A 16,636-nucleotide genomic window follows, 5' to 3' on the forward strand; every position below is an offset into this window, starting at 1 on the left:
GATTGGGAGGAGCGGTTTGGTGTCAGCGGCGACGAGCCTGTTGGACCGTCCAACGGGTGCCGACCAGTTGGCTTGCTTTCTGGCAAGCCCGGTGGCGCTTGCAGCGCCGTCCGGCGACACCGCAGCGGAAGGGACCGGGGTAATCGACATGGCCGACACAGACGGCGCGACAGCACAGGAGATTCCCGATCCCGGCCCGCCCGAGACGGACGCGGAGCTGATGGCGCGCTTCGAGCGCGACGCGATCCCCCTGCTGGACCAGCTGTACGGCGGTGCCCTGCGCATGACCCGCAATCCCGCCGACGCGGAAGACCTGCTGCAAGAGACGATGGTCAAGGCTTATGCGGGCTTCCGCTCGTTCAGGGCCGGCACCAACCTCAAGGCGTGGCTGTACCGGATCCTGACCAACACCTACATCAACAGCTACCGCAAGAGGCAGCGCCAGCCGGCCGAGTACCCCACCGAGGAGATCACCGACTGGCAGCTGGCGTCCAACGCCGAGCACTCGTCCACCGGGCTGCGCTCGGCCGAGGTCGAGGCGCTGGAGGCGCTGCCGGATAACGAGATCAAGGAAGCGCTGCAGGCGTTGCCGGAGGAATTCCGGATGGCCGTCTACTACGCCGATGTCGAGGGTTTTCCGTACAAGGAAATCGCGGAAATCATGGATACGCCCATCGGGACGGTAATGTCACGGCTGCACCGCGGCCGCCGTCAACTGCGGTCGCTGCTGGCTGACGTGGCCAAGGAGCGGGGTTTCAACCGCGGCCACCAGGCGCACGAGGAGGTGTCGTCATGAGCGAGTTGTCGGGCCCCGGCGACACGTGCCCCAACGACGACGCTCACGGCGCCGTCGGCTGTGCCGAGGTGATTCGCCAGGTCTGGCTGCTGCTCGACGGCGAATGCACGCCGGAGTCCCGCGACCAGCTGCGCCGCCACCTCGAGGCGTGCCCCGGCTGCTTCAAGCACTACGGCCTCGAGGAGCGCATCAAGGCGTTGATCGCCACCAAGTGCAAAGGCGAGAAGGCCCCCGAGGGCCTGCGCGAGCGGCTACGGCTGGAGATCCGCCGGACCACCATCATCCGAGAGACGCGGTAGCGGGCCTCAGGCGTTGGGCCGCTTGCCGTGGTTGGCCTTGCTGTGCTTGCGGTCGCGCTTCTTGCGGCCCCGTTTGGCCATTTCGGAAAACCTCCGTTGATTGATCGAAACCGGGCGCCCGGCGCCCGTTAGCTTGCCTCACATTCTCGCACGGCCTGTCGGGGCCCCGTGCGCCGCGGTGGGCCGGGGGCCTGTGGTTCGATATACACCGAGCCTGACGGAAGCTAGATGGACCAGCAGCCAGCCTGCGCAATGGCCGAAACGAGTGGGGTGAAGATGGCCGAGGATGTGCGCGCCGAGATCGTGGCCAGCGTGCTCGAAGTCGTAGTCAACGAGGGTGACCAGATCGGCAAAGGCGATGTCGTGGTGCTGCTGGAGTCGATGAAGATGGAGATCCCGGTCCTGGCTGAGGTCGACGGCACGGTGAGCAAGGTGAGCGTCTCGGTGGGCGATGTCATCCAGGCGGGCGACCTGATTGCCGTGATCAGCTAAACCTTGAAGCCTTTCTTGTCCGCTGCCGGGGAATTGCCCGGGGAGTGAGCGATGTCGACTCTCGGTGACCTGCTTGCCGAACACACCGTGCTGCCCGGCAACGCCGTGGATCACCTGCACGCGGTGGTGGGGGAGTGGCAGCTGCTGGCGGACCTGTCCTTCGCCGACTACCTGATGTGGGTTCGCCGCGACGACGGCATGTTGGTGTGCGTGGCGCAGTGCCGGCCGAACACCGCGCCCACGGTGCTGCTGACCGACTCGGTCGGCAGCGTCGTCGCCGCCGACCGGCTGGCGCTCGTCGCCGAGACCTTCGATTCCGGCCTGGCGCAGCGGGATGGCGAAGCGGCGCAAGAGGATTCGTGGCTGCCCGGCCCGCACGTCGAGGCGTCCCCGGTGCGGTACGGGGGGCAGGTGGTGGCCGTGCTGACCCGGCATCAGACCGCCGTCGCGGCCGACCGCGCGTCCGGCCACCTGGAGACGGCCTACCGGGACTGCGCCCGGGATCTGGTCGCCATGCTCGCCGAGGGCACCTTCCCCGACGTGGGCGACGTGGTCATGTCGCGCTCCACGCCGCGGGCCGGCGACGGCTTCATCCGGTTGGACGTCAACGGCGTCGTCGCCTACGCCAGTCCCAACGCGGTTTCGGCCTACCACCGGATGGGCCTGACCACCGAGCTGGAGGGCCGCAACCTGGTCAAGGTCACGCGGCCGCTGGTCTCCGACCCGTTCGAGGCGCAGGAGCTGGCGGAGCACGTGCTCGACCTGCTGGCCGGCGGGCGCAGCATGCGCATGGAGGTGGACGCCGGCGGCGCCACGGTGCTGTTGCGCACGCTGCCGCTGGTGGTCGACGGCGCCAGCGCCGGCGCCGCGGTGCTGATCCGCGACGTCACGGAGGTGAAGCGCCGCGACCGGGCCCTGATCTCCAAGGACGCGACGATCCGGGAAATCCACCACCGGGTGAAGAACAACCTGCAGACGGTGGCGGCGCTGCTGCGGCTGCAGGCCCGCCGGACGGCCAACGCCGAAGGCCGGGAGGCCCTGATCGAGTCGGTGCGCCGGGTCTCGTCCATCGCCTTGGTGCACGACGCGCTGTCGATGTCGGTGGACGAGCAGGTCAACCTCGACGAGGTGATCGACCGGATCCTGCCGATCATGAACGACGTCGCGTCGGTCGACCGGCCGATCCGGATCAACCGGGTCGGCGACCTGGGCGTGCTGGACTCCGACCGCGCGACCGCCCTGATCATGGTGATCACCGAACTGGTTCAGAACGCGATCGAGCACGCTTTCGACCCCGCCGCCGAGGAGGGCTCGGTGACCATCCGCGCCGAGCGTTCGGCGCGCTGGCTCGACGTCGTCGTGCACGACGACGGCCGTGGTTTGCCGGAAGGCTTCAGCCTGGAGACGTCCGACAGCCTCGGCCTGCAGATCGTGCGGACGCTGGTGTCGGCCGAGCTGGACGGCACGCTGGGCATGCGTCAGGCCCCGTCCCGCGGCACCGACGTGGTGCTGCGGGTGCCCATCGGCCGGCGAACCCGATTGGTGTTGTAGGTGTGCGGCCGACACAACAGCGCGGCCCCGACTTTCGTCGAGGCCGCGCTGTGTGGTCTAAACCAGTCAGACTCCGCTACGGGCCTTCGTCCGGGCGTTGCGACGCTTGAGTGCGCGCCGCTCGTCTTCACTCATGCCGCCCCAGACGCCCGAATCCTGGCCGGTATTCAGGGCCCAGGAAAGGCAGTCTGTGGTTACCGGGCACCGATTGCAGACCAGTTTCGCGTCAGCGATCTGCGCGAGCGCCGGGCCGCTGTTCCCTACCGGGAAGAACAGCTCCGGGTCTTCGTCGCGACAGACCGCCTTGTGGCGCCAATCCATAAGTTGTTACTCCTCACTGAGTGCGCAGCAAGGCGCACGGCCAATTTTCTTCGGCTGTTAACGCGTGCACAAGAAAAGGGTCCGTACCCCTATCTAACTTTCTGCATGCAACCTTTCGATCGTTTCACAGGCCCAACAGAAGTCAATAGCGTGCGTTACCTCGTGGGCAATCTCACTTTGACCGTTCCGTAGCCGGGCCATTACTCCGTTGTACTACACTGACTGGCCGATCTCGGAGAAAATATTCACCGCCCGGCCCCTTGGCGCTTCGTTATCGCAGCTCAGAGTGATTTTTTAGCGGAGGCGCGACGACGGCCAGCGCGTCCGGGACCGCCCGGAACGTCATGCTTTCGCGCACGCCGAGGTAATCGCCGTCGAACTGGCAGGCGACCGGGCCCCCGGCCGAGGTCACCCGCAAACAGGGCACGTCGTCCTCGGTGACGAGGTGGTCGAACGCGAACTTGGGCCGTTTGGCGAACATCTGCCGCACGATGCGCAGCGTCGGGATCGTCTTCATGCTCTTCGGCGCGAACACTCCCAGGCCCGACTCGAAGGTGCAGCCGGGATTGGTCCATACCGGCCGATCGTTGGCGAACGTCCAGGGGCTGGAGTTGGAGACGAAGACGAAGCTCACCCCCGGGATGGGTTCGCGGCCGGGCAATTCGAGCTGCAGCATCGGCTCGCGGCGCGTGTAGCCCCACACGGCGGGCACCGCCGCGCGGATGTAGCGCCACGCCGTGACCTTGCCGCCCTTGTCGCGTTCGGCCTCGACCGCGGCGACCACCTCCGCGTCGACCCCCATCCCGGTGTTGAAGACCGCCCACCGCTCACCGCAGTCGATCAGCCCTATCCGGCGCCAGGTGTGGTGGCGGCGATAGTCGTCGATCAGCTGGATGAGCTGGTTGGTCGCGGCCACCGGGTCCCGCGAGATCCCCAGCGAGCGCGCCAGCACGTTCGCCGAACCGCCGGGAACCACCGCGACCGCAGGCACCGGGCCGGTGGGCCCGGAATTCGAGCCCGGACGGCCGAGCAGGCCGTTGACCACACCGCTGACCGTGCCGTCGCCGCCGTGCACCACGACCAGGTCGACGCCGTCCGCGACCGCCTTCTCCGCGAGTTCGGTGCCGTGACCTCGGTGGTGGGTGTGTTCGACGGTGAGCTCCAGGCGGCTCTTGAGCGCGTGCGCCAGCAGGTCGCGACCGGCCGGGGTCGTGGAGGTGGCGGTCGGGTTCACGATCAGCACGGCGCGCATGATGCACGAGCTTATGCGGGCCGGTTAAGGCCGTGCTGTGGGGAACTCCCCCCGCGGCGGGGTGACTACGCTGACGCGGGTGACAGTCTTCCGCCGCAACCCCGGGGCCGCCCCGGCCGCCGTGCGCGGCGCCGGGCTGCTCGTGGCGTTGCAGGGGGCGGCCGGGCTGGTCATGGCGGTGGTGCTGGTGGTGCGGGGTGCCGCCGGGGCAGATCAGCGCGTGGTCAACGGCCTGGGCACGGCGGTCTTCTTCGTCGTGGTCGGGGCCGTGGTGTTGGCTGCCGGACGTGCGCTCATCCTCGGCAAGCGCTGGGGGCGCGGGCTGGCCGTGATCACCCAGCTGCTGTTGCTCCCCGTGGCGTGGTACCTGGCGGTCGACTCGCACCGGCCCGGCTTCGGGATTCCCGCGGGGTGCGCGGCGCTGGCCGTGCTCGGCCTGCTCTTCAGCCCCGCCGGCGTGCGGTGGGCCGGTGGCGGCGATCAGCGCGACTCGGCCAGGTCGGCCAACCGCGGGCCCGACAGCCGGTAGGTGGTCCACTCGCTCTGCGGTTCACCGCCGACGCCGTCGTACAGGGCGATCGCGTCGGTGTTCCAATTCAGCACCGCCCAGGACAACCGCGTGTAGCCCTTGGCAAGGCATTCGGCCGCCAGCGTCGCCAGCAGCGCGCGCGCCAGGCCGCGACGGCGAAAGCGCGGATGCACGAACAGGTCTTCGAGGTAGATGCCGGCCGCGCCGTCCCAGGTGGAGAAGTTGAGAAACCACAGCGCCATCGCGGCGACCTCGCCGTCGGCTTCCGCGACGTGTCCGTGCAATATCGGGCTAGGGTCGAAAAGGGCTGCGGTGATTTGTTTTTCGGTGACGGTACATTGGTCGGCGGCATTTTCGAATTCGGCCAGCGCGCGAATCATTTCGATGATGGCGGCGGCGTCTTCGGGTTTGGCGCGGCGAATGGTCATCGCTTTACGTCCAATGCGTTGAGGATCGTGGCGAATTTCGTTGTGGTTTCCGCGACTTCCTCGTCGGGATCGGATTCGGCGACGATGCCGCCCCCGGAGCGGGCCAACGCGCTGCGCCGGTCCGCCGACAGCTGCGCGCAGCGGATGGCCACCACCCAGCGGCCGTCGCCCCGGGCGTCGCACCAGCCCGCCGCCCCCGCGTAGAACCCGCGGTCGCCTTCCAGCTCGGCGATGAGCTCGACCGCGGCCTTGGTGGGCACGCCGCCCACCGCGGGGGTGGGATGCAGCGCCAGTGCCAAATCGATTGCGGTGGTTGAGGTGTCGCGCAGGCGGCCGCTGATCGGCGTGCACAGGTGCCACACCGCCGCGGTGCGGCTCAACTCGGGCTCGGCGGCGATCGTCAGCTCGTCGCACAGCGGCTCCAGGGCGGCCCGGATCGTCTCGATCACCAGCTGGTGCTCGTGCCGGTCCTTGGCCGAGCCGGCCAGCGCGGCGCCGTTCGCCGCGTCGGCGTCCGGATCGGCCGCGCGGGGGGCCGACCCGGCGAACGGCCGGCAGGTGACCCGGTCGCCGGAGCGCGCCACCAGCAGTTCGGGGCTGGCGCCCACCAGCGCCGCCCCGGCGTAATCGTCGCCTGCGGCGGTCAGGTCGACCAGGTAGCCGTAGGCGGCCGGATCGGCGGCGATGAGGCGGCGCAGGATGACGCGCGCGTCCAGGGGGGCGTCGGCGACCAGCCGCAGCGCGCGGGACAGCACCACCTTGCTCAGCAGGCTGTCGGGCGCGGTGAGCTGATCGCGAGCCCGGACGATGCGGCGGCGGTAGGCGTCCGGCGGCGGGTCGGCGGCGGCGATGCGCACCGGCGGCAGCGGGCCCGTCGGCCAGTCCGGGGGGACGTCGGTGCGGCGCACGGCCTCGGGCGTCAGCAGCGCCGCGGGCCGGTCGACGTCAAAAGGCAACGCACCCAGCACTATTGGGGCCAACCCTGACCTCAGGGCGTCCTGCGCCGCCGCCACGTCGCGGTAGCGCTCGCGCACCCCCTCGGCGAGCAGGGTTTGCTTCGGTCCGCACAGCGCGAACGGCGGTTGGGTGCTCACCCGGGTTTGATCGCCTGTGGCTGGGCGGTCAGGCCGAGCGCGGCGAGCTGACGCACCCCGTGCTCGAATCCGCACACCGCGAGGGAGCCGGCGAGCATCCAGAAGCGGCTGCCCTCGACGAGCGGCAGCTCCACCCAGCGGGTGATGACCGAACGCGAGAAGTGGCTGTGCCCAACGAACACCACGTCGCGCGAGTCCATGTGCTCCAACGCGAATGTGACGGCCTCATCGGCGCGGGCGCTGACCTGCGCCACGCTCTCGCCGCCGGGGCAGCCGTGCGTCCAGACCAGCCAGTCGGGCACGGATTCCTGGATCTGCGGGGTCGTCAGCCCCTCGTAGGCCCCGTAATCCCATTCGGCGAGCAGGGGAGAGACCTCGTCGACGGCCAGCCCGGCGAGCTTGGCCGTGGTCAGGGCCCGGATGCGCGGGCTGCTGACCACCAACGGGTCGGTGAGGTTGAGTTCGCGCAGGACGCGGCCGGCGAGCTCGGCCTGGACGCGGCCGGTGTCGGTGAGCTCGAGGTCGGTTCGGCTGGTGTGCTGGCCGGATTTCGACCACTCGGTCTGGCCGTGGCGGAGCAGTACAAATCGGTGGTTGTGCAGGCCCATATCGATCGATTCTGCCGGACGACACCCCGGGGCCCTCGGCCGCAGCGCGGGGCGATCGAACATGCCAGGATGGGCACTGTGACCGTGGCAACAAGGAGGGGCGGGCGCTAGTGAGAAAGACCCGGGTATTGGCGGTGGCCAACCAGAAGGGCGGCGTGGCCAAGACTACGACGGTTGCCTCGCTGGGGGCGGCGATGGTGGACGAGGGCCAGCGGGTGCTCCTGGTCGACCTGGATCCGCAGGGCTGCCTGACGTTCTCGCTGGGCCAGGATCCCGATAAGCTCCCGGTGTCGGTGCACGAGGTGCTGCTCGGTGAGGTCGAGCCGAACGCGGCGCTGGTCACGACGATGGAGGGCATGACGCTGCTGCCGGCCAACATCGACCTGGCCGGCGCCGAGGCGATGCTGTTGATGCGCGCCGGTCGCGAGTACGCGCTCAAGCGCGCGCTGGCCAAGGTCTCCGACGACTTCGACGTGGTCATCATCGACTGCCCGCCGTCGCTGGGGGTGCTCACCCTCAACGGGCTGACCGCCGCCGACGAGGTGATGGTGCCGCTGCAATGCGAAACGCTGGCGCACCGCGGCGTCGGCCAATTCCTGCGCACGGTCGCCGACGTCCAGCAGATCACGAACCCGGAACTGCGGCTGCTGGGCGCGTTGCCGACGCTGTACGACTCGCGGACCACCCACACCCGCGACGTTCTGATGGACGTCGCCGACCGCTACAACATGCCGGTGCTGGCCCCGCCGATCCCGCGGACGGTGCGCTTCGCCGAGGCCAGCGCCTCGGGCTCGTCGGTGATGTCCGGCCGCAAGAACAAGGGCTCGTCGGCCTACGGGGAGCTGGCGAAGGCGTTGCTCAAGCACTGGAAGACCGGCAAACCGCTGCCGACGTTCGCCGTCGAGGTCTAGTGGCTTTGATTGTGCGCGTCCGGCTTTGAGCGATGCGCCGCGCGCTTCGAGTGTGCGCCGATGGCGCGGCGCGACGGCGTGTCGCCGCCCAGAGCGCACTCGCGATGCCGTGAGCGCACACGCTTCGTCAGCCCAGGGCCACCACGGTGTCGCCGCGCTGCTCGAACACCCGGGGGCCCGCGACGGCCGGAACCACGGCCCGCCCGGGCACACTGGGCGCCCGGTTCACCGGGATGTAGCGCTCGCTGGCGCCGCTGACGGGGTCGTAGACACCGATCGCGCCGGTGACCGGGACCAGCAGGCGGCCGGCCATCATCGCGCCCGGCCCCAATGGCGCGGTCGTGTCGCCCGCGGCGATGGTGTAGCGCAGCGTCAGGTTGCCCGTCTCGAAGACCATGACGGAATCGCCTGTCCACCAAGTGATCAGGCTGCCCGCGTGCGAGACCGCCCCCGGGCCCGACGGGGCTTTGGGCAGCAGGTTGCTCGACACGGTGGTGCCGGTTTCGTCGATCACGTCGACCCGCGGCCGCGGGGAGGGCAGGTACACCGCGGTGTTGTTCTCCCACACGGTGAGCACCCGGGCGCCGGAGTCCGCCCTCACCCCGGGTTCGGCGACGATGCGTTGTTGGGGTTCGTCGTCGTCCTTGCCCGGCCGTAACAGCACCAACCGCAGGTCGGCCTCGTTCACGCAGCTTTCCAGCACCGACACCGCCGACGAGCTCGCCGCCGCCGACACCAGCTTGCAGCCGGAATGCAGGCCGCGTGCCGAGGGCTTCACCCGGGCGTCGGTCTCGCCGTAGGCCACCATGCGGACCATGTCCGAGCGCCAGAGCTCCAGCCGGGTGTCACCGGTCGACAACACCGTGGTGCCGTCTGAGGACAGCTGCACGCGCGGGTCGGCGTAACCGCTGCGGGCCGGCCCGCGGCGACCGGTGGACCCGTCGAGCGTGCTCACCTGCCCGCACCCGCGGTCGTCCCGATAAACGGCGACGGCGAAGTGATAGACCCAGGAGACCCCGCACAGGTCGGTGTCGCGCTGATAGCTCCACAGGGACTGGCCGGCACCGGGATCGCGCCCGTCGACCCGGCGGCCGTCGCCGGTGATGACCGTCCCGCCAACCGTTACCGGTGCGGTGGTGGCCGGGCTCGCCGCGGTCCACAGCTCCTTGAGCGCGGTCGGCACCTGGCGGGCGGGGTTCTGGTTAGGCGCAGGAACCCCGGCCGGCCGGCTGACGGTGGCCCGGGCGTCGCTGGTCCACCAGATCAGGCCAGCGACGACGGCGACGACGGCCGCGATGGCGACGGCGGCCACGACATCGCCCTTGGTCCGGCGTTCGGGTCTGACCATCTCCTCGGCGCGGGGCTCAGTTGGCGTGCGCGCCGGCTTCGGCGGGCTTGCGGCGCCGACGGCGACGCCGGCTGCTCCCGGACTTGCCGGACGCCTCCGCGGCGGCTTCGCCGCTGGCGCCGCCGGCCGCGGCGTTGCCGTCGGGGTGCCCGGTGACGGGCTGGCCGCCGCGGGTCCGTCGCCGTGGCGCGCCCGACCGGGCACGCCCCGTCCGCTCCGCCTTCTGGCCGTCACGCTCGCTGCTGCGGCGTTGGCCCTGCGGCTTCTTCGGGGTGCCGACGGTGCCGGCCGCCCCGCCGGGGATGCCCAGCTCCTCGTAGAGGTGCGGTGAGTTCGAGTAGGTCTCGGCGGGCTCGGGGTTCTCCAGACCCAGCGCCTTGTCGATCATCGACCAGCGGGGCAGCTCGTCCCAGTCCACCAGGGTGACCGCGATACCGGTCTTGCCGGCGCGGCCGGTGCGGCCGATCCGGTGCACGTAGGCCTGTTCGTCCTCGGGGATCTGGTAGTTGATGACGTGGGTGATGTCGTCGATGTCGATGCCGCGGGCGGCGACGTCGGTGGCCACCAGCACGTCGATGTCGCCGGTGCGGAAGGCCTTGAGCGCCTTCTCGCGGGCGATCTGCCCCAGGTCGCCGTGCACGGCGCCGACCTTGAAGCCGCGCTCGGCCAATTCGTCGGCGACCTTCTGCGCGGTGCGCTTGGTGCGGGTGAAGATCATCGTCGCGCCGCGGCCCTCGGCCTGCAGCACGCGGCTGACCAGCTCCACCTTGTCCAGCGCGTGGGCCCGGTAGACGAACTGCTCGGTGGTGTCGTGCGTGGCCGCCGAGTGCGGCGCCTCAGCCCGGATGTGGGTGGGCTGGTTCATGAAGGTGCGGGCCAGGGTGATGATCGGGCCCGGCATGGTGGCAGAGAACAGCATGGATTGCCGGTCCTCGGGGATCTGGCGCAGGATGCGCTCGATGTCGGGCAAAAAGCCCAGGTCGAGCATCTCGTCGGCCTCGTCGAGCACCAGCACCGACAGCCCGCCCAGCTGCAGGTGGCCCTGCTGGGCCAGGTCGAGCAGCCGACCCGGGGTGCCCACCACGACGTCGGCGCCGGCCCGCAGCGCCTCAATCTGCGGCTCGTAGGCGCGACCTCCGTAGATGGAGATCACGGAGAGCCGGCGGCCGCCCTCGGCCGTCAGGTACTTGGCCGCGGTGGCCAGGTCCTCGGTGACCTGCAGGCAGAGCTCGCGGGTCGGCACCACGATCAGGGCGCGCGGTGTGCCGTTGAGCTCCCGCACGCCGACTCCGGACGTGATGCGGTTCAGCAGCGGGACGCCGAACGCGAAGGTCTTGCCCATGCCGGTGCGGGCCTGGCCGATCAGGTCGTCGCCGGCGAGCGCCAGCGGCAGGGTCAGCTCTTGGATCGCGAACGGGCGCTCGATGCCCTTCTCCGCGAGGGCGCGGACGATTTCGTCGCGGACGCCGAGGCTGGCAAAGGTCATTTCAGTTGTGCTGTCGAGTGTGCTCATGCGTGGGTAGTAAGCCTTTCGGTGACATATCCGGTTGTGTCGGTGTTTCTCTGTCGCGGTCACGCGCGCACGAGTTCCGACTCCGAATACGTCGCCGAGTCGCGGGCCCCTGCTCAAATCGGTGGGCCAGCTGTGCACGCACATTTCGCCGATAGCGGCTTGGGAAGAAATACAGCCGCTATCTACGTACATGATAGCCGGTCGACGGCTGGCTCCCTTTTTGCGCCGGGTCAGCCGACTACAGTGTTGCCATGACCCGGCCCCCTTGCGAGCCCTCGGAAGCAGACCTGGACGCCGATCAGGCGGACGATTCGCCCGCCCCCCGGTTGTCGGCCGACCACCCGGGCGTCAACGAGTTGTTCGCGGTCCTGGCATACGGCGAGATCGCCGCGTTCTACCGGCTCACCGACGAGGCGCGGATGGCGCCTGACCTGCGCGGGCGGATCTCGATGGCGAGCATGGCCGCGGCCGAGATGCAGCACTACGAGCTGCTGCGCGACGCCCTGGAGCGCCGCGGCGTCGATGTGGTTCCGGCGATGTCGAAGTACGTCTCGGCGCTGGAGAACTACCACCGGCTGACGATGCCCAGCACCTGGCTGGAGGCCTTGGTGAAGACCTATGTCGGCGACGCCCTGGCCGCCGACTTGTATCTGGAGATCGCCGACGGGCTGCCCGACGAGATCGCCGGCGTGGTGCGGGCGGCGCTGTCGGAGACCGGGCACTCGCAGTTCGTGGTCGCCGAGGTGCGCGCCGCGGTGACGGCCAGCGGCAAGCAACGCAGCCGGCTGGCGTTGTGGTCGCGTCGGCTGTTCGGCGAGGCGCTCACGCAGGCCCAGTACCTGCTGGCCGACCACGACGAGCTGGTCGACCTGGTGATGTCAGGCGCCGGCGGCCTGGGCCAGCTCAACGCGTTCTTCGACCGGCTGCAGCAGACGCACGACCGGCGGATGCACGAGCTGGGCCTGAGCTGACGCCCGCCCGTGATCGCGAGCGCGGCGTAGCCGGGTCAAGGCGTCGGGCTCAGCGGGTGCAGGTCGCCAGGCTCGAGTTGGTGGTCGACGCGGCCACCAGTTGGCCGGCGGCGTTGACGATCGAGCAATTCAGCCGGCCGTAGAAGCTGGTGGCGACCACCGACGGGGTCTGAACGCCGGGGTTCAGGATCACCGCTTTGGTCCACGGCAGCGACACGTTGAACTCGGTCTGGGATGCGCCGCTGCCATCCGTGTAGACGATGTTCACCAGGTCCAGCAGCTGCTTGGTGCCGGTCACGCTGTAGACGACCGTGCGCGGGTTCAGCGCGGCGGGCGGCGGCGTCAGGGTCAGGGGCGGCGCCGCGGTGGGCGTTCCCGTCGGCGCCAGGCTCGGCGCGGCGCTGGGCGTCGTCACGGTGGTGACCGTCTCGGGCGGCAGTGGGGTGTTCGAGGGGCTGGGCTGCGCGCTGGGCGGGGCGGAGCTCCTCGTCGTGGCGGGCGCGGACGTCACCGGTTGGGGGGCCGGCGCCACGGTGGCTTTGGTCGAGGCGCTGTCGCCGCTGTTGATGATCACGGCGGTGGCGATCGCGCCGACGGCCACCACCGCGCCGATGATCGCCGTGAGGGGCCGCCAGCGCAGCTCGGTAGGCCAGCCGGTCCAGGTGTAGTCGCCCTCGGGGTAGGCCTCCGCGCCGTAGAGCTCGTCGGTCTCGTCGTCGGGGTAATCCCGCACCCTGTCGAGGTCGGCCAGTGTGGTACCCATGTTGCCGAAGTTAGCGATGTGAAAACACGGATCGCCCCTCCAACCCGGTTCTGGACCCAGCTGCAAGCGAATCGTTACCGCCCCGCGACCATCGTTTCGCTCAGCGCGAACCCCGCGGTGGGGGCTGTCTCGGATGCGGGCCCGCCGCGTCCACTAGCCTGCAGCTGACAGGTCTGTCGACTTCAATGCCTACGGAAGGGGTGACCGTGGAGGTCAAGATCGGTATTACGGACAGTCCGCGCGAGCTCGTCATCGCCAGCGCGCAGACGCCGGCCGAAGTCGAAGAGCTGGTCAGCGCCGCGCTGAGCGAGGCGGGCCTGCTGAGACTGAACGACGAGCGGGGACGTCGCTTCCTGGTTCACACCAGCAAGATCGCCTACGTCGAGATCGGTCCCGCGGACGGGCGCCGGGTCGGCTTCGGCATCGGCGCCGAGGTCACCAAACTCCCCGGCAAGGGCGCTAAAGGCGAGTAAGGGGCACGTGGGATAGCCCGCCCCAGGCGAACTGCACGGTGCCTTCGACGGCGTCCGCCTTGGAGATCGGGCGGTCGGAGTCGAGCCAGTAGCGGGCGCAGTCGACGCTGATGCCGACGAGGCCCACCGCGATCATCCGGGCGCGGTGCGGGTCCAGGCCCGAGTCCTCGCTGATCAACGCGAATACCGCGTCGATGCAGGATTCGGTGGCGACCCGCACCTGCGCGGCCACCTCGGGTTCGGTGACGTAGTCGTTCTCGAAGATCAGCCGGTAACCCTGGCTGTCGTGCTCGATGAAGTCGAAGAACGCCTGGACCGCCGCGTGCAGCCGGCGTCGGTTGTCGGTGGTGGTGTTCAAAGCCTGCTGCACGCCCGAGACCAGGTTCTCCACGTGCCGGGCCAGCACGGCCAGATACAACTCGAGCTTGCTCGAGAAGTGTTGATACAGAACCGGTTTGCTGACGCCCGCGCGGTCGGCGATCTCGTCCATGCCGGCGGCGTGGTAGCCGCGATCGACGAAGACGTCGCTGGCGACGATGAGCAATTGACCGCGGCGCTCATCGCGGGGCAATCGGTTGCCGCGCCGGCTCGAAGCCGCAATGCCGTCCCCGGGCCGACTGCGGTCGGCCGACCTCACGGCGCGCCGCGCCGCGGGTTTGGCGAGTTCGCTCATCGAGTCCTCATCTGATGCGTTGGCAACCGGCCGCCGGCACTGGAGGGCCGGCCGCGCGCGGCTCGTGGCACAGACATTACTACCCGCGCCGTTCCGGCGATCGTCGTCGCCGCCGTCGTCGCTGGCAGAAAGCGGTGTCGGGCGGTGCATTCGGGCGCGCCAAGGACGGCGCCGGTGCCGACTGTGTAATCCTGGGGAAATGACTTCCCAGCGGCCCTCGCGCGGCACCGGTCGCGTCCCGGTGCTGCGCGACGAGTGGCGGGAACCCCTGCGCGCCCTGCGCGACCCGATCGCCCGCGACGGCGGACGCACCCGCGCCGACCGGGAGCGGCCGCGCCAGTGGCGCAAGCAGACATGGCTGGGACGGTTCGTCTCCACCTACGGCTGGCGCGCGTACGCGTTGCCCGCGCTGTCGGTGCTCACCGCGGTCGTCGTCTACCAGACGATGACCGGCACCGCCGCGACGAAGCCCACGGCCAACCAGCCCATCCAGAGTCCGCAGGCGATGGAGGCCGTGGGCACCTCGATCATCGACGCGCCGCCGCGCGGGCTCGCCGCGTTCGATGCCAACCTGCCGGCCGGGACGCTGCCGGACGGCGGCCCGTTCACCGAAGCGGGCGAGAAGACGTGGCACATCGTCCCCGGCACGACGCCGCAGATCGGCCAGGGCACCGTCAGGGTGTTTCGGTACACCGTGGAGGTGGAGGACGGCATCGACCCCACAATGTTCGGCGGCGACAACGCTTTTGCCCAGATGGTCGACCAGACCCTCGCCAATCCCAAGGGCTGGACGCACAACCCGCAATTCGCGTTCATCCGGATCGACAACGGCAAGCCCGACTTTCGGATCTCCCTGGTGTCCCCGGTGACGGTCCGCGAGGGCTGCGGATACGAATTCCGTCTGGAAACCTCGTGCTACAACCCGTCCTTCGGCCAGGACCGGCAGTCGCGAGTCTTCATCAACGAGGCGCGCTGGGTGCGCGGAGCCGTCCCCTTCGAGGGGGACATCGGCTCCTACCGCCAATACGTGATCAATCACGAGGTCGGCCACGCCATCGGATACGTCCGCCACGAACCGTGCGAGCAGCAGGGCGCTTTGGCGCCGGTGATGATGCAGCAGACGTTCTCCACGTCCAATGACGATGCGGCCAAGTTCGACCCGGACTTCGTCAAGGCCGACGGGAAGACCTGCCGATTCAACCCCTGGCCGTTCCCGATCGCCTAGCCCGGTGACGATGCGCGCCGGGCAGCGGCGTGAGGAGGAGGCGGGCGGTCAAACCCAGCCCGGTGACGATGCGCGCCGGGCTGCGGCGGGTTGAATTCATTGCCGTCCACCACGGCGGCTGCTGTGATGGTGGTGGACGACAAACCGCGTTCGCGAGACCGAATAGGAGGATGTCCGGCCGTGTCGACGCCGCAGACAGCGCTGCCGCCCCTAGTGGAGCCGGCTGGCGAGCTCACCCGCGATGAGGTGGCCCGCTACAGCCGCCATCTGATCATTCCGGGCCTCGGCGTCGACGGGCAGAAGCGGCTGAAGAACGCTCGCGTGCTGGTGATCGGCGCCGGTGGGCTCGGCGCGCCGACGCTGCTGTACCTGGCCGCGGCCGGGGTCGGCACGATCGGCGTCGTCGACTTCGACATCGTCGACGAGTCCAACCTGCAGCGCCAGATCATCCACGGCGTCGCCGACGTCGGACGCCCCAAGGCCCGGTCAGCGCGCGAGTCGATCGAAGCGATCAACCCGTTGGTTCGGGTGCGGCTGCACGAGTTGCGGCTGGATTCGAGCAACGCCGTCGACCTGTTCGGGCAATACGACCTGATCATGGACGGCACCGACAACTTCGCCACCCGCTACCTGGTCAACGACGCCGCCGTGCTTGCGGGCAAGCCGTACGTCTGGGGGTCCATCTACCGCTTCGAGGGCCAGGTGTCGGTGTTCTGGGAGGACGCGCCCGGCGGGCGGGGCCTCAACTACCGCGACCTCTACCCGGAACCGCCGCCGCCCGGCACGGTGCCGTCGTGCGCGGAGGGCGGCGTGCTCGGCATCGTGTGCGCCTCCGTCGCGTCGGTGATGAGCACCGAGGCGATCAAACTCATCACCGGGATGGGCGAATCGCTGCTGGGCCGGCTCATGATCTACGACGCGCTCGAAATGTCCTACCGCACCATCACGATCCGCAAGGACCCGGCCGCGCCCGCGATCACCGGACTGGTCGACTACGAGGAGTTCTGCGGCGGGGCGCCCGGTGACCTCGCCGCGGAGTCGACGATCACCCCGCGTGAGTTGCGCGCGTTGCTGGACTCCGGCACGAAGCTGGCGCTGATCGACGTCCGCGAGCAGGTCGAGTGGGAGATCAATCACATCGATGGCGCCCAGCTGATCCCGCAGTCGTCGATCGACTCGGGTGAGGGTCTGGCAAAGCTGCCGCACGACCGCATCCCGGTGCTGTATTGCAAGACGGGGGTGCGTTCGGCCGAGGCGCTGGCGGCGGTGAAGAAGGCCGGATTCGCCGACGCCGTGCATCTGCAGGGCGGCATCGTGGCGTGGGCGCAGCAAATGCAACCCGACATGGTGATGTACTGACCCGATACGGCAGGTGGCCTCGTCTAGGCT

20 protein-coding genes are annotated in these 16,636 nt (G+C 69.5%); 10 read left to right on the forward strand and 10 right to left on the reverse strand.

The features are described 5' to 3' along the window. The first annotated feature begins 148 nt into the window (after positions 1 to 148). Positions 149 to 796: a sigma-70 family RNA polymerase sigma factor gene (locus A5691_RS19825; protein WP_067757263.1), complete on the forward strand. Its 648-nt coding sequence runs from the start codon at positions 149 to 151 to the stop codon at positions 794 to 796. Further along, on the forward strand, positions 793 to 1,095 hold the full coding sequence (rsrA, locus tag A5691_RS19830; protein WP_067757266.1) for a mycothiol system anti-sigma-R factor: 303 nt from the start codon (positions 793 to 795) through the stop codon (positions 1,093 to 1,095). Before A5691_RS19825 ends, rsrA begins: the two co-directional genes overlap by 4 nt. A 6-nt stretch (positions 1,096 to 1,101) precedes the next feature. On the opposite strand, the gene A5691_RS29180 is transcribed toward rsrA, so the two are convergent. After that, on the reverse strand, positions 1,102 to 1,176 hold the full coding sequence (locus A5691_RS29180; protein ID WP_011728008.1) for a 50S ribosomal protein bL37: 75 nt from the start codon (positions 1,174 to 1,176) through the stop codon (positions 1,102 to 1,104). 195 nt (positions 1,177 to 1,371) lie between these two features. On the opposite strand from A5691_RS29180, the gene A5691_RS19835 reads away from it, so the two are divergent. Together A5691_RS19835 and A5691_RS19840 are read left to right on the forward strand one after the other, a co-directional pair. Beyond that, positions 1,372 to 1,587, forward strand: a complete 216-nt coding sequence (locus A5691_RS19835) for a biotin/lipoyl-binding carrier protein (protein ID WP_044512934.1) — start codon at positions 1,372 to 1,374, stop codon at positions 1,585 to 1,587. Between the two features lie 51 nt (positions 1,588 to 1,638). Then, positions 1,639 to 3,138 carry a sensor histidine kinase gene (locus tag A5691_RS19840; protein WP_067757269.1) on the forward strand — a complete coding sequence of 500 codons (1,500 nt, stop codon included), beginning with the start codon at positions 1,639 to 1,641 and terminating at the stop codon, positions 3,136 to 3,138. 66 nt (positions 3,139 to 3,204) lie between these two features. On the opposite strand, the gene whiB1 is transcribed toward A5691_RS19840, so the two are convergent. Further along, a complete protein-coding gene (gene whiB1 / locus A5691_RS27535; RefSeq protein ID WP_007168139.1) occupies positions 3,205 to 3,459 on the reverse strand; it encodes a transcriptional regulator WhiB1 in 255 nt (84 codons plus the stop codon). A 271-nt stretch (positions 3,460 to 3,730) separates the two neighbouring features. Next, positions 3,731 to 4,711, reverse strand: coding sequence for a diacylglycerol kinase family protein (locus A5691_RS19845; RefSeq protein ID WP_067757272.1), 981 nt, complete (start codon positions 4,709 to 4,711; stop codon positions 3,731 to 3,733). Between the two features lie 79 nt (positions 4,712 to 4,790). Here A5691_RS19845 and A5691_RS19850 point away from each other — a divergent pair, with 79 nt between their 5' ends. Continuing rightward, positions 4,791 to 5,240 (forward strand): hypothetical protein, encoded by a 450-nt coding sequence (locus A5691_RS19850; protein ID WP_156675542.1) that lies wholly within the window; start codon positions 4,791 to 4,793, stop codon positions 5,238 to 5,240. Here A5691_RS19850 and A5691_RS19855 read toward each other — a convergent pair. The 3 genes from A5691_RS19855 to A5691_RS19865 are packed head-to-tail and all read right to left on the reverse strand — an operon-like array spanning position 5,192 to position 7,370. After that, a complete protein-coding gene (locus A5691_RS19855) occupies positions 5,192 to 5,668 on the reverse strand; it encodes a GNAT family N-acetyltransferase (RefSeq protein ID WP_067888230.1) in 477 nt (158 codons plus the stop codon). The genes A5691_RS19850 and A5691_RS19855 overlap by 49 nt on opposite strands. Beyond that, complete coding sequence (locus tag A5691_RS19860) at positions 5,665 to 6,762, reverse strand: isochorismate synthase MenF (protein ID WP_067757278.1); 1,098 nt, start codon at positions 6,760 to 6,762, stop codon at positions 5,665 to 5,667. The genes A5691_RS19855 and A5691_RS19860 overlap by 4 nt, the downstream gene beginning before the upstream one ends. After that, positions 6,759 to 7,370, reverse strand: a complete 612-nt coding sequence (locus A5691_RS19865; protein ID WP_068015571.1) for an acid phosphatase — start codon at positions 7,368 to 7,370, stop codon at positions 6,759 to 6,761. The genes A5691_RS19860 and A5691_RS19865 overlap by 4 nt, the downstream gene beginning before the upstream one ends. 110 nt (positions 7,371 to 7,480) lie before the next feature. On the opposite strand from A5691_RS19865, the gene A5691_RS19870 reads away from it, so the two are divergent. Next, on the forward strand, positions 7,481 to 8,281 hold the full coding sequence (locus A5691_RS19870) for a ParA family protein (RefSeq protein ID WP_067757284.1): 801 nt from the start codon (positions 7,481 to 7,483) through the stop codon (positions 8,279 to 8,281). Between the two features lie 127 nt (positions 8,282 to 8,408). On the opposite strand, the gene A5691_RS19875 is transcribed toward A5691_RS19870, so the two are convergent. Both A5691_RS19875 and A5691_RS19880 read right to left on the reverse strand, forming a co-directional pair. Continuing rightward, entirely contained in the window at positions 8,409 to 9,629 is a 1,221-nt protein-coding gene (locus A5691_RS19875; protein ID WP_067888233.1) for a hypothetical protein, read from the reverse strand. 16 nt (positions 9,630 to 9,645) lie between these two features. After that, a complete protein-coding gene (locus A5691_RS19880) occupies positions 9,646 to 11,142 on the reverse strand; it encodes a DEAD/DEAH box helicase (RefSeq protein ID WP_067782332.1) in 1,497 nt (498 codons plus the stop codon). A 251-nt stretch (positions 11,143 to 11,393) separates the two neighbouring features. On the opposite strand from A5691_RS19880, the gene A5691_RS19885 reads away from it, so the two are divergent. Then, positions 11,394 to 12,113, forward strand: a complete 720-nt coding sequence (locus A5691_RS19885; RefSeq protein WP_067757306.1) for a ferritin-like fold-containing protein — start codon at positions 11,394 to 11,396, stop codon at positions 12,111 to 12,113. Between the two features lie 49 nt (positions 12,114 to 12,162). Here the strand turns inward: A5691_RS19885 and A5691_RS19890 are convergent, their stop codons facing one another. Further along, positions 12,163 to 12,876, reverse strand: coding sequence for an MmpS family transport accessory protein (locus tag A5691_RS19890; protein ID WP_067888237.1), 714 nt, complete (start codon positions 12,874 to 12,876; stop codon positions 12,163 to 12,165). A 206-nt stretch (positions 12,877 to 13,082) separates the two neighbouring features. Between A5691_RS19890 and A5691_RS19895 the strand changes: the two genes are divergently transcribed. Next, positions 13,083 to 13,349 carry a DUF3107 domain-containing protein gene (locus tag A5691_RS19895; RefSeq protein WP_067782352.1) on the forward strand — a complete coding sequence of 89 codons (267 nt, stop codon included), beginning with the start codon at positions 13,083 to 13,085 and terminating at the stop codon, positions 13,347 to 13,349. On the opposite strand, the gene A5691_RS19900 is transcribed toward A5691_RS19895, so the two are convergent. After that, a complete protein-coding gene (locus A5691_RS19900; RefSeq protein WP_067782337.1) occupies positions 13,336 to 14,022 on the reverse strand; it encodes a TetR/AcrR family transcriptional regulator in 687 nt (228 codons plus the stop codon). The two genes, A5691_RS19895 and A5691_RS19900, sit on opposite strands and share 14 nt — an antisense overlap. A 199-nt stretch (positions 14,023 to 14,221) precedes the next feature. On the opposite strand from A5691_RS19900, the gene A5691_RS19905 reads away from it, so the two are divergent. Further along, positions 14,222 to 15,247 (forward strand): DUF3152 domain-containing protein, encoded by a 1,026-nt coding sequence (locus A5691_RS19905; protein WP_156670169.1) that lies wholly within the window; start codon positions 14,222 to 14,224, stop codon positions 15,245 to 15,247. Positions 15,248 to 15,427: 180 nt separating this feature from the next. Then, positions 15,428 to 16,606, forward strand: coding sequence for an adenylyltransferase/sulfurtransferase MoeZ (gene moeZ, locus A5691_RS19910; RefSeq protein ID WP_068015573.1), 1,179 nt, complete (start codon positions 15,428 to 15,430; stop codon positions 16,604 to 16,606). The last annotated feature ends 30 nt before the right edge of the window (positions 16,607 to 16,636 follow it).

Origin of the sequence: Mycobacterium sp. E183 (genome assembly GCF_001667735.1) — a bacterium.
Classification (GTDB): Bacteria; Actinomycetota; Actinomycetes; order Mycobacteriales; family Mycobacteriaceae; genus Mycobacterium.

Coding starts and splice junctions, on each gene's coding strand:
- A5691_RS19825 (WP_067757263.1), top strand. CDS start 149: ATGGCCGACACAGACGGCGCGACAGCACAGGAGATTCCCGATCCCGGC.
- rsrA (WP_067757266.1), top strand. CDS start 793: ATGAGCGAGTTGTCGGGCCCCGGCGACACGTGCCCCAACGACGACGCT.
- A5691_RS19835 (WP_044512934.1), top strand. CDS start 1,372: ATGGCCGAGGATGTGCGCGCCGAGATCGTGGCCAGCGTGCTCGAAGTC.
- A5691_RS19840 (WP_067757269.1), top strand. CDS start 1,639: ATGTCGACTCTCGGTGACCTGCTTGCCGAACACACCGTGCTGCCCGGC.
- whiB1 (WP_007168139.1), bottom strand. CDS start 3,459: ATGGATTGGCGCCACAAGGCGGTCTGTCGCGACGAAGACCCGGAGCTG.
- A5691_RS19845 (WP_067757272.1), bottom strand. CDS start 4,711: ATGCGCGCCGTGCTGATCGTGAACCCGACCGCCACCTCCACGACCCCG.
- A5691_RS19855 (WP_067888230.1), bottom strand. CDS start 5,668: ATGACCATTCGCCGCGCCAAACCCGAAGACGCCGCCGCCATCATCGAA.
- A5691_RS19865 (WP_068015571.1), bottom strand. CDS start 7,370: ATGGGCCTGCACAACCACCGATTTGTACTGCTCCGCCACGGCCAGACC.
- A5691_RS19875 (WP_067888233.1), bottom strand. CDS start 9,629: ATGGTCAGACCCGAACGCCGGACCAAGGGCGATGTCGTGGCCGCCGTC.
- A5691_RS19880 (WP_067782332.1), bottom strand. CDS start 11,142: ATGAGCACACTCGACAGCACAACTGAAATGACCTTTGCCAGCCTCGGC.
- A5691_RS19885 (WP_067757306.1), top strand. CDS start 11,394: ATGACCCGGCCCCCTTGCGAGCCCTCGGAAGCAGACCTGGACGCCGAT.
- A5691_RS19890 (WP_067888237.1), bottom strand. CDS start 12,876: ATGGGTACCACACTGGCCGACCTCGACAGGGTGCGGGATTACCCCGAC.
- A5691_RS19900 (WP_067782337.1), bottom strand. CDS start 14,022: ATGAGCGAACTCGCCAAACCCGCGGCGCGGCGCGCCGTGAGGTCGGCC.
- A5691_RS19905 (WP_156670169.1), top strand. CDS start 14,222: ATGACTTCCCAGCGGCCCTCGCGCGGCACCGGTCGCGTCCCGGTGCTG.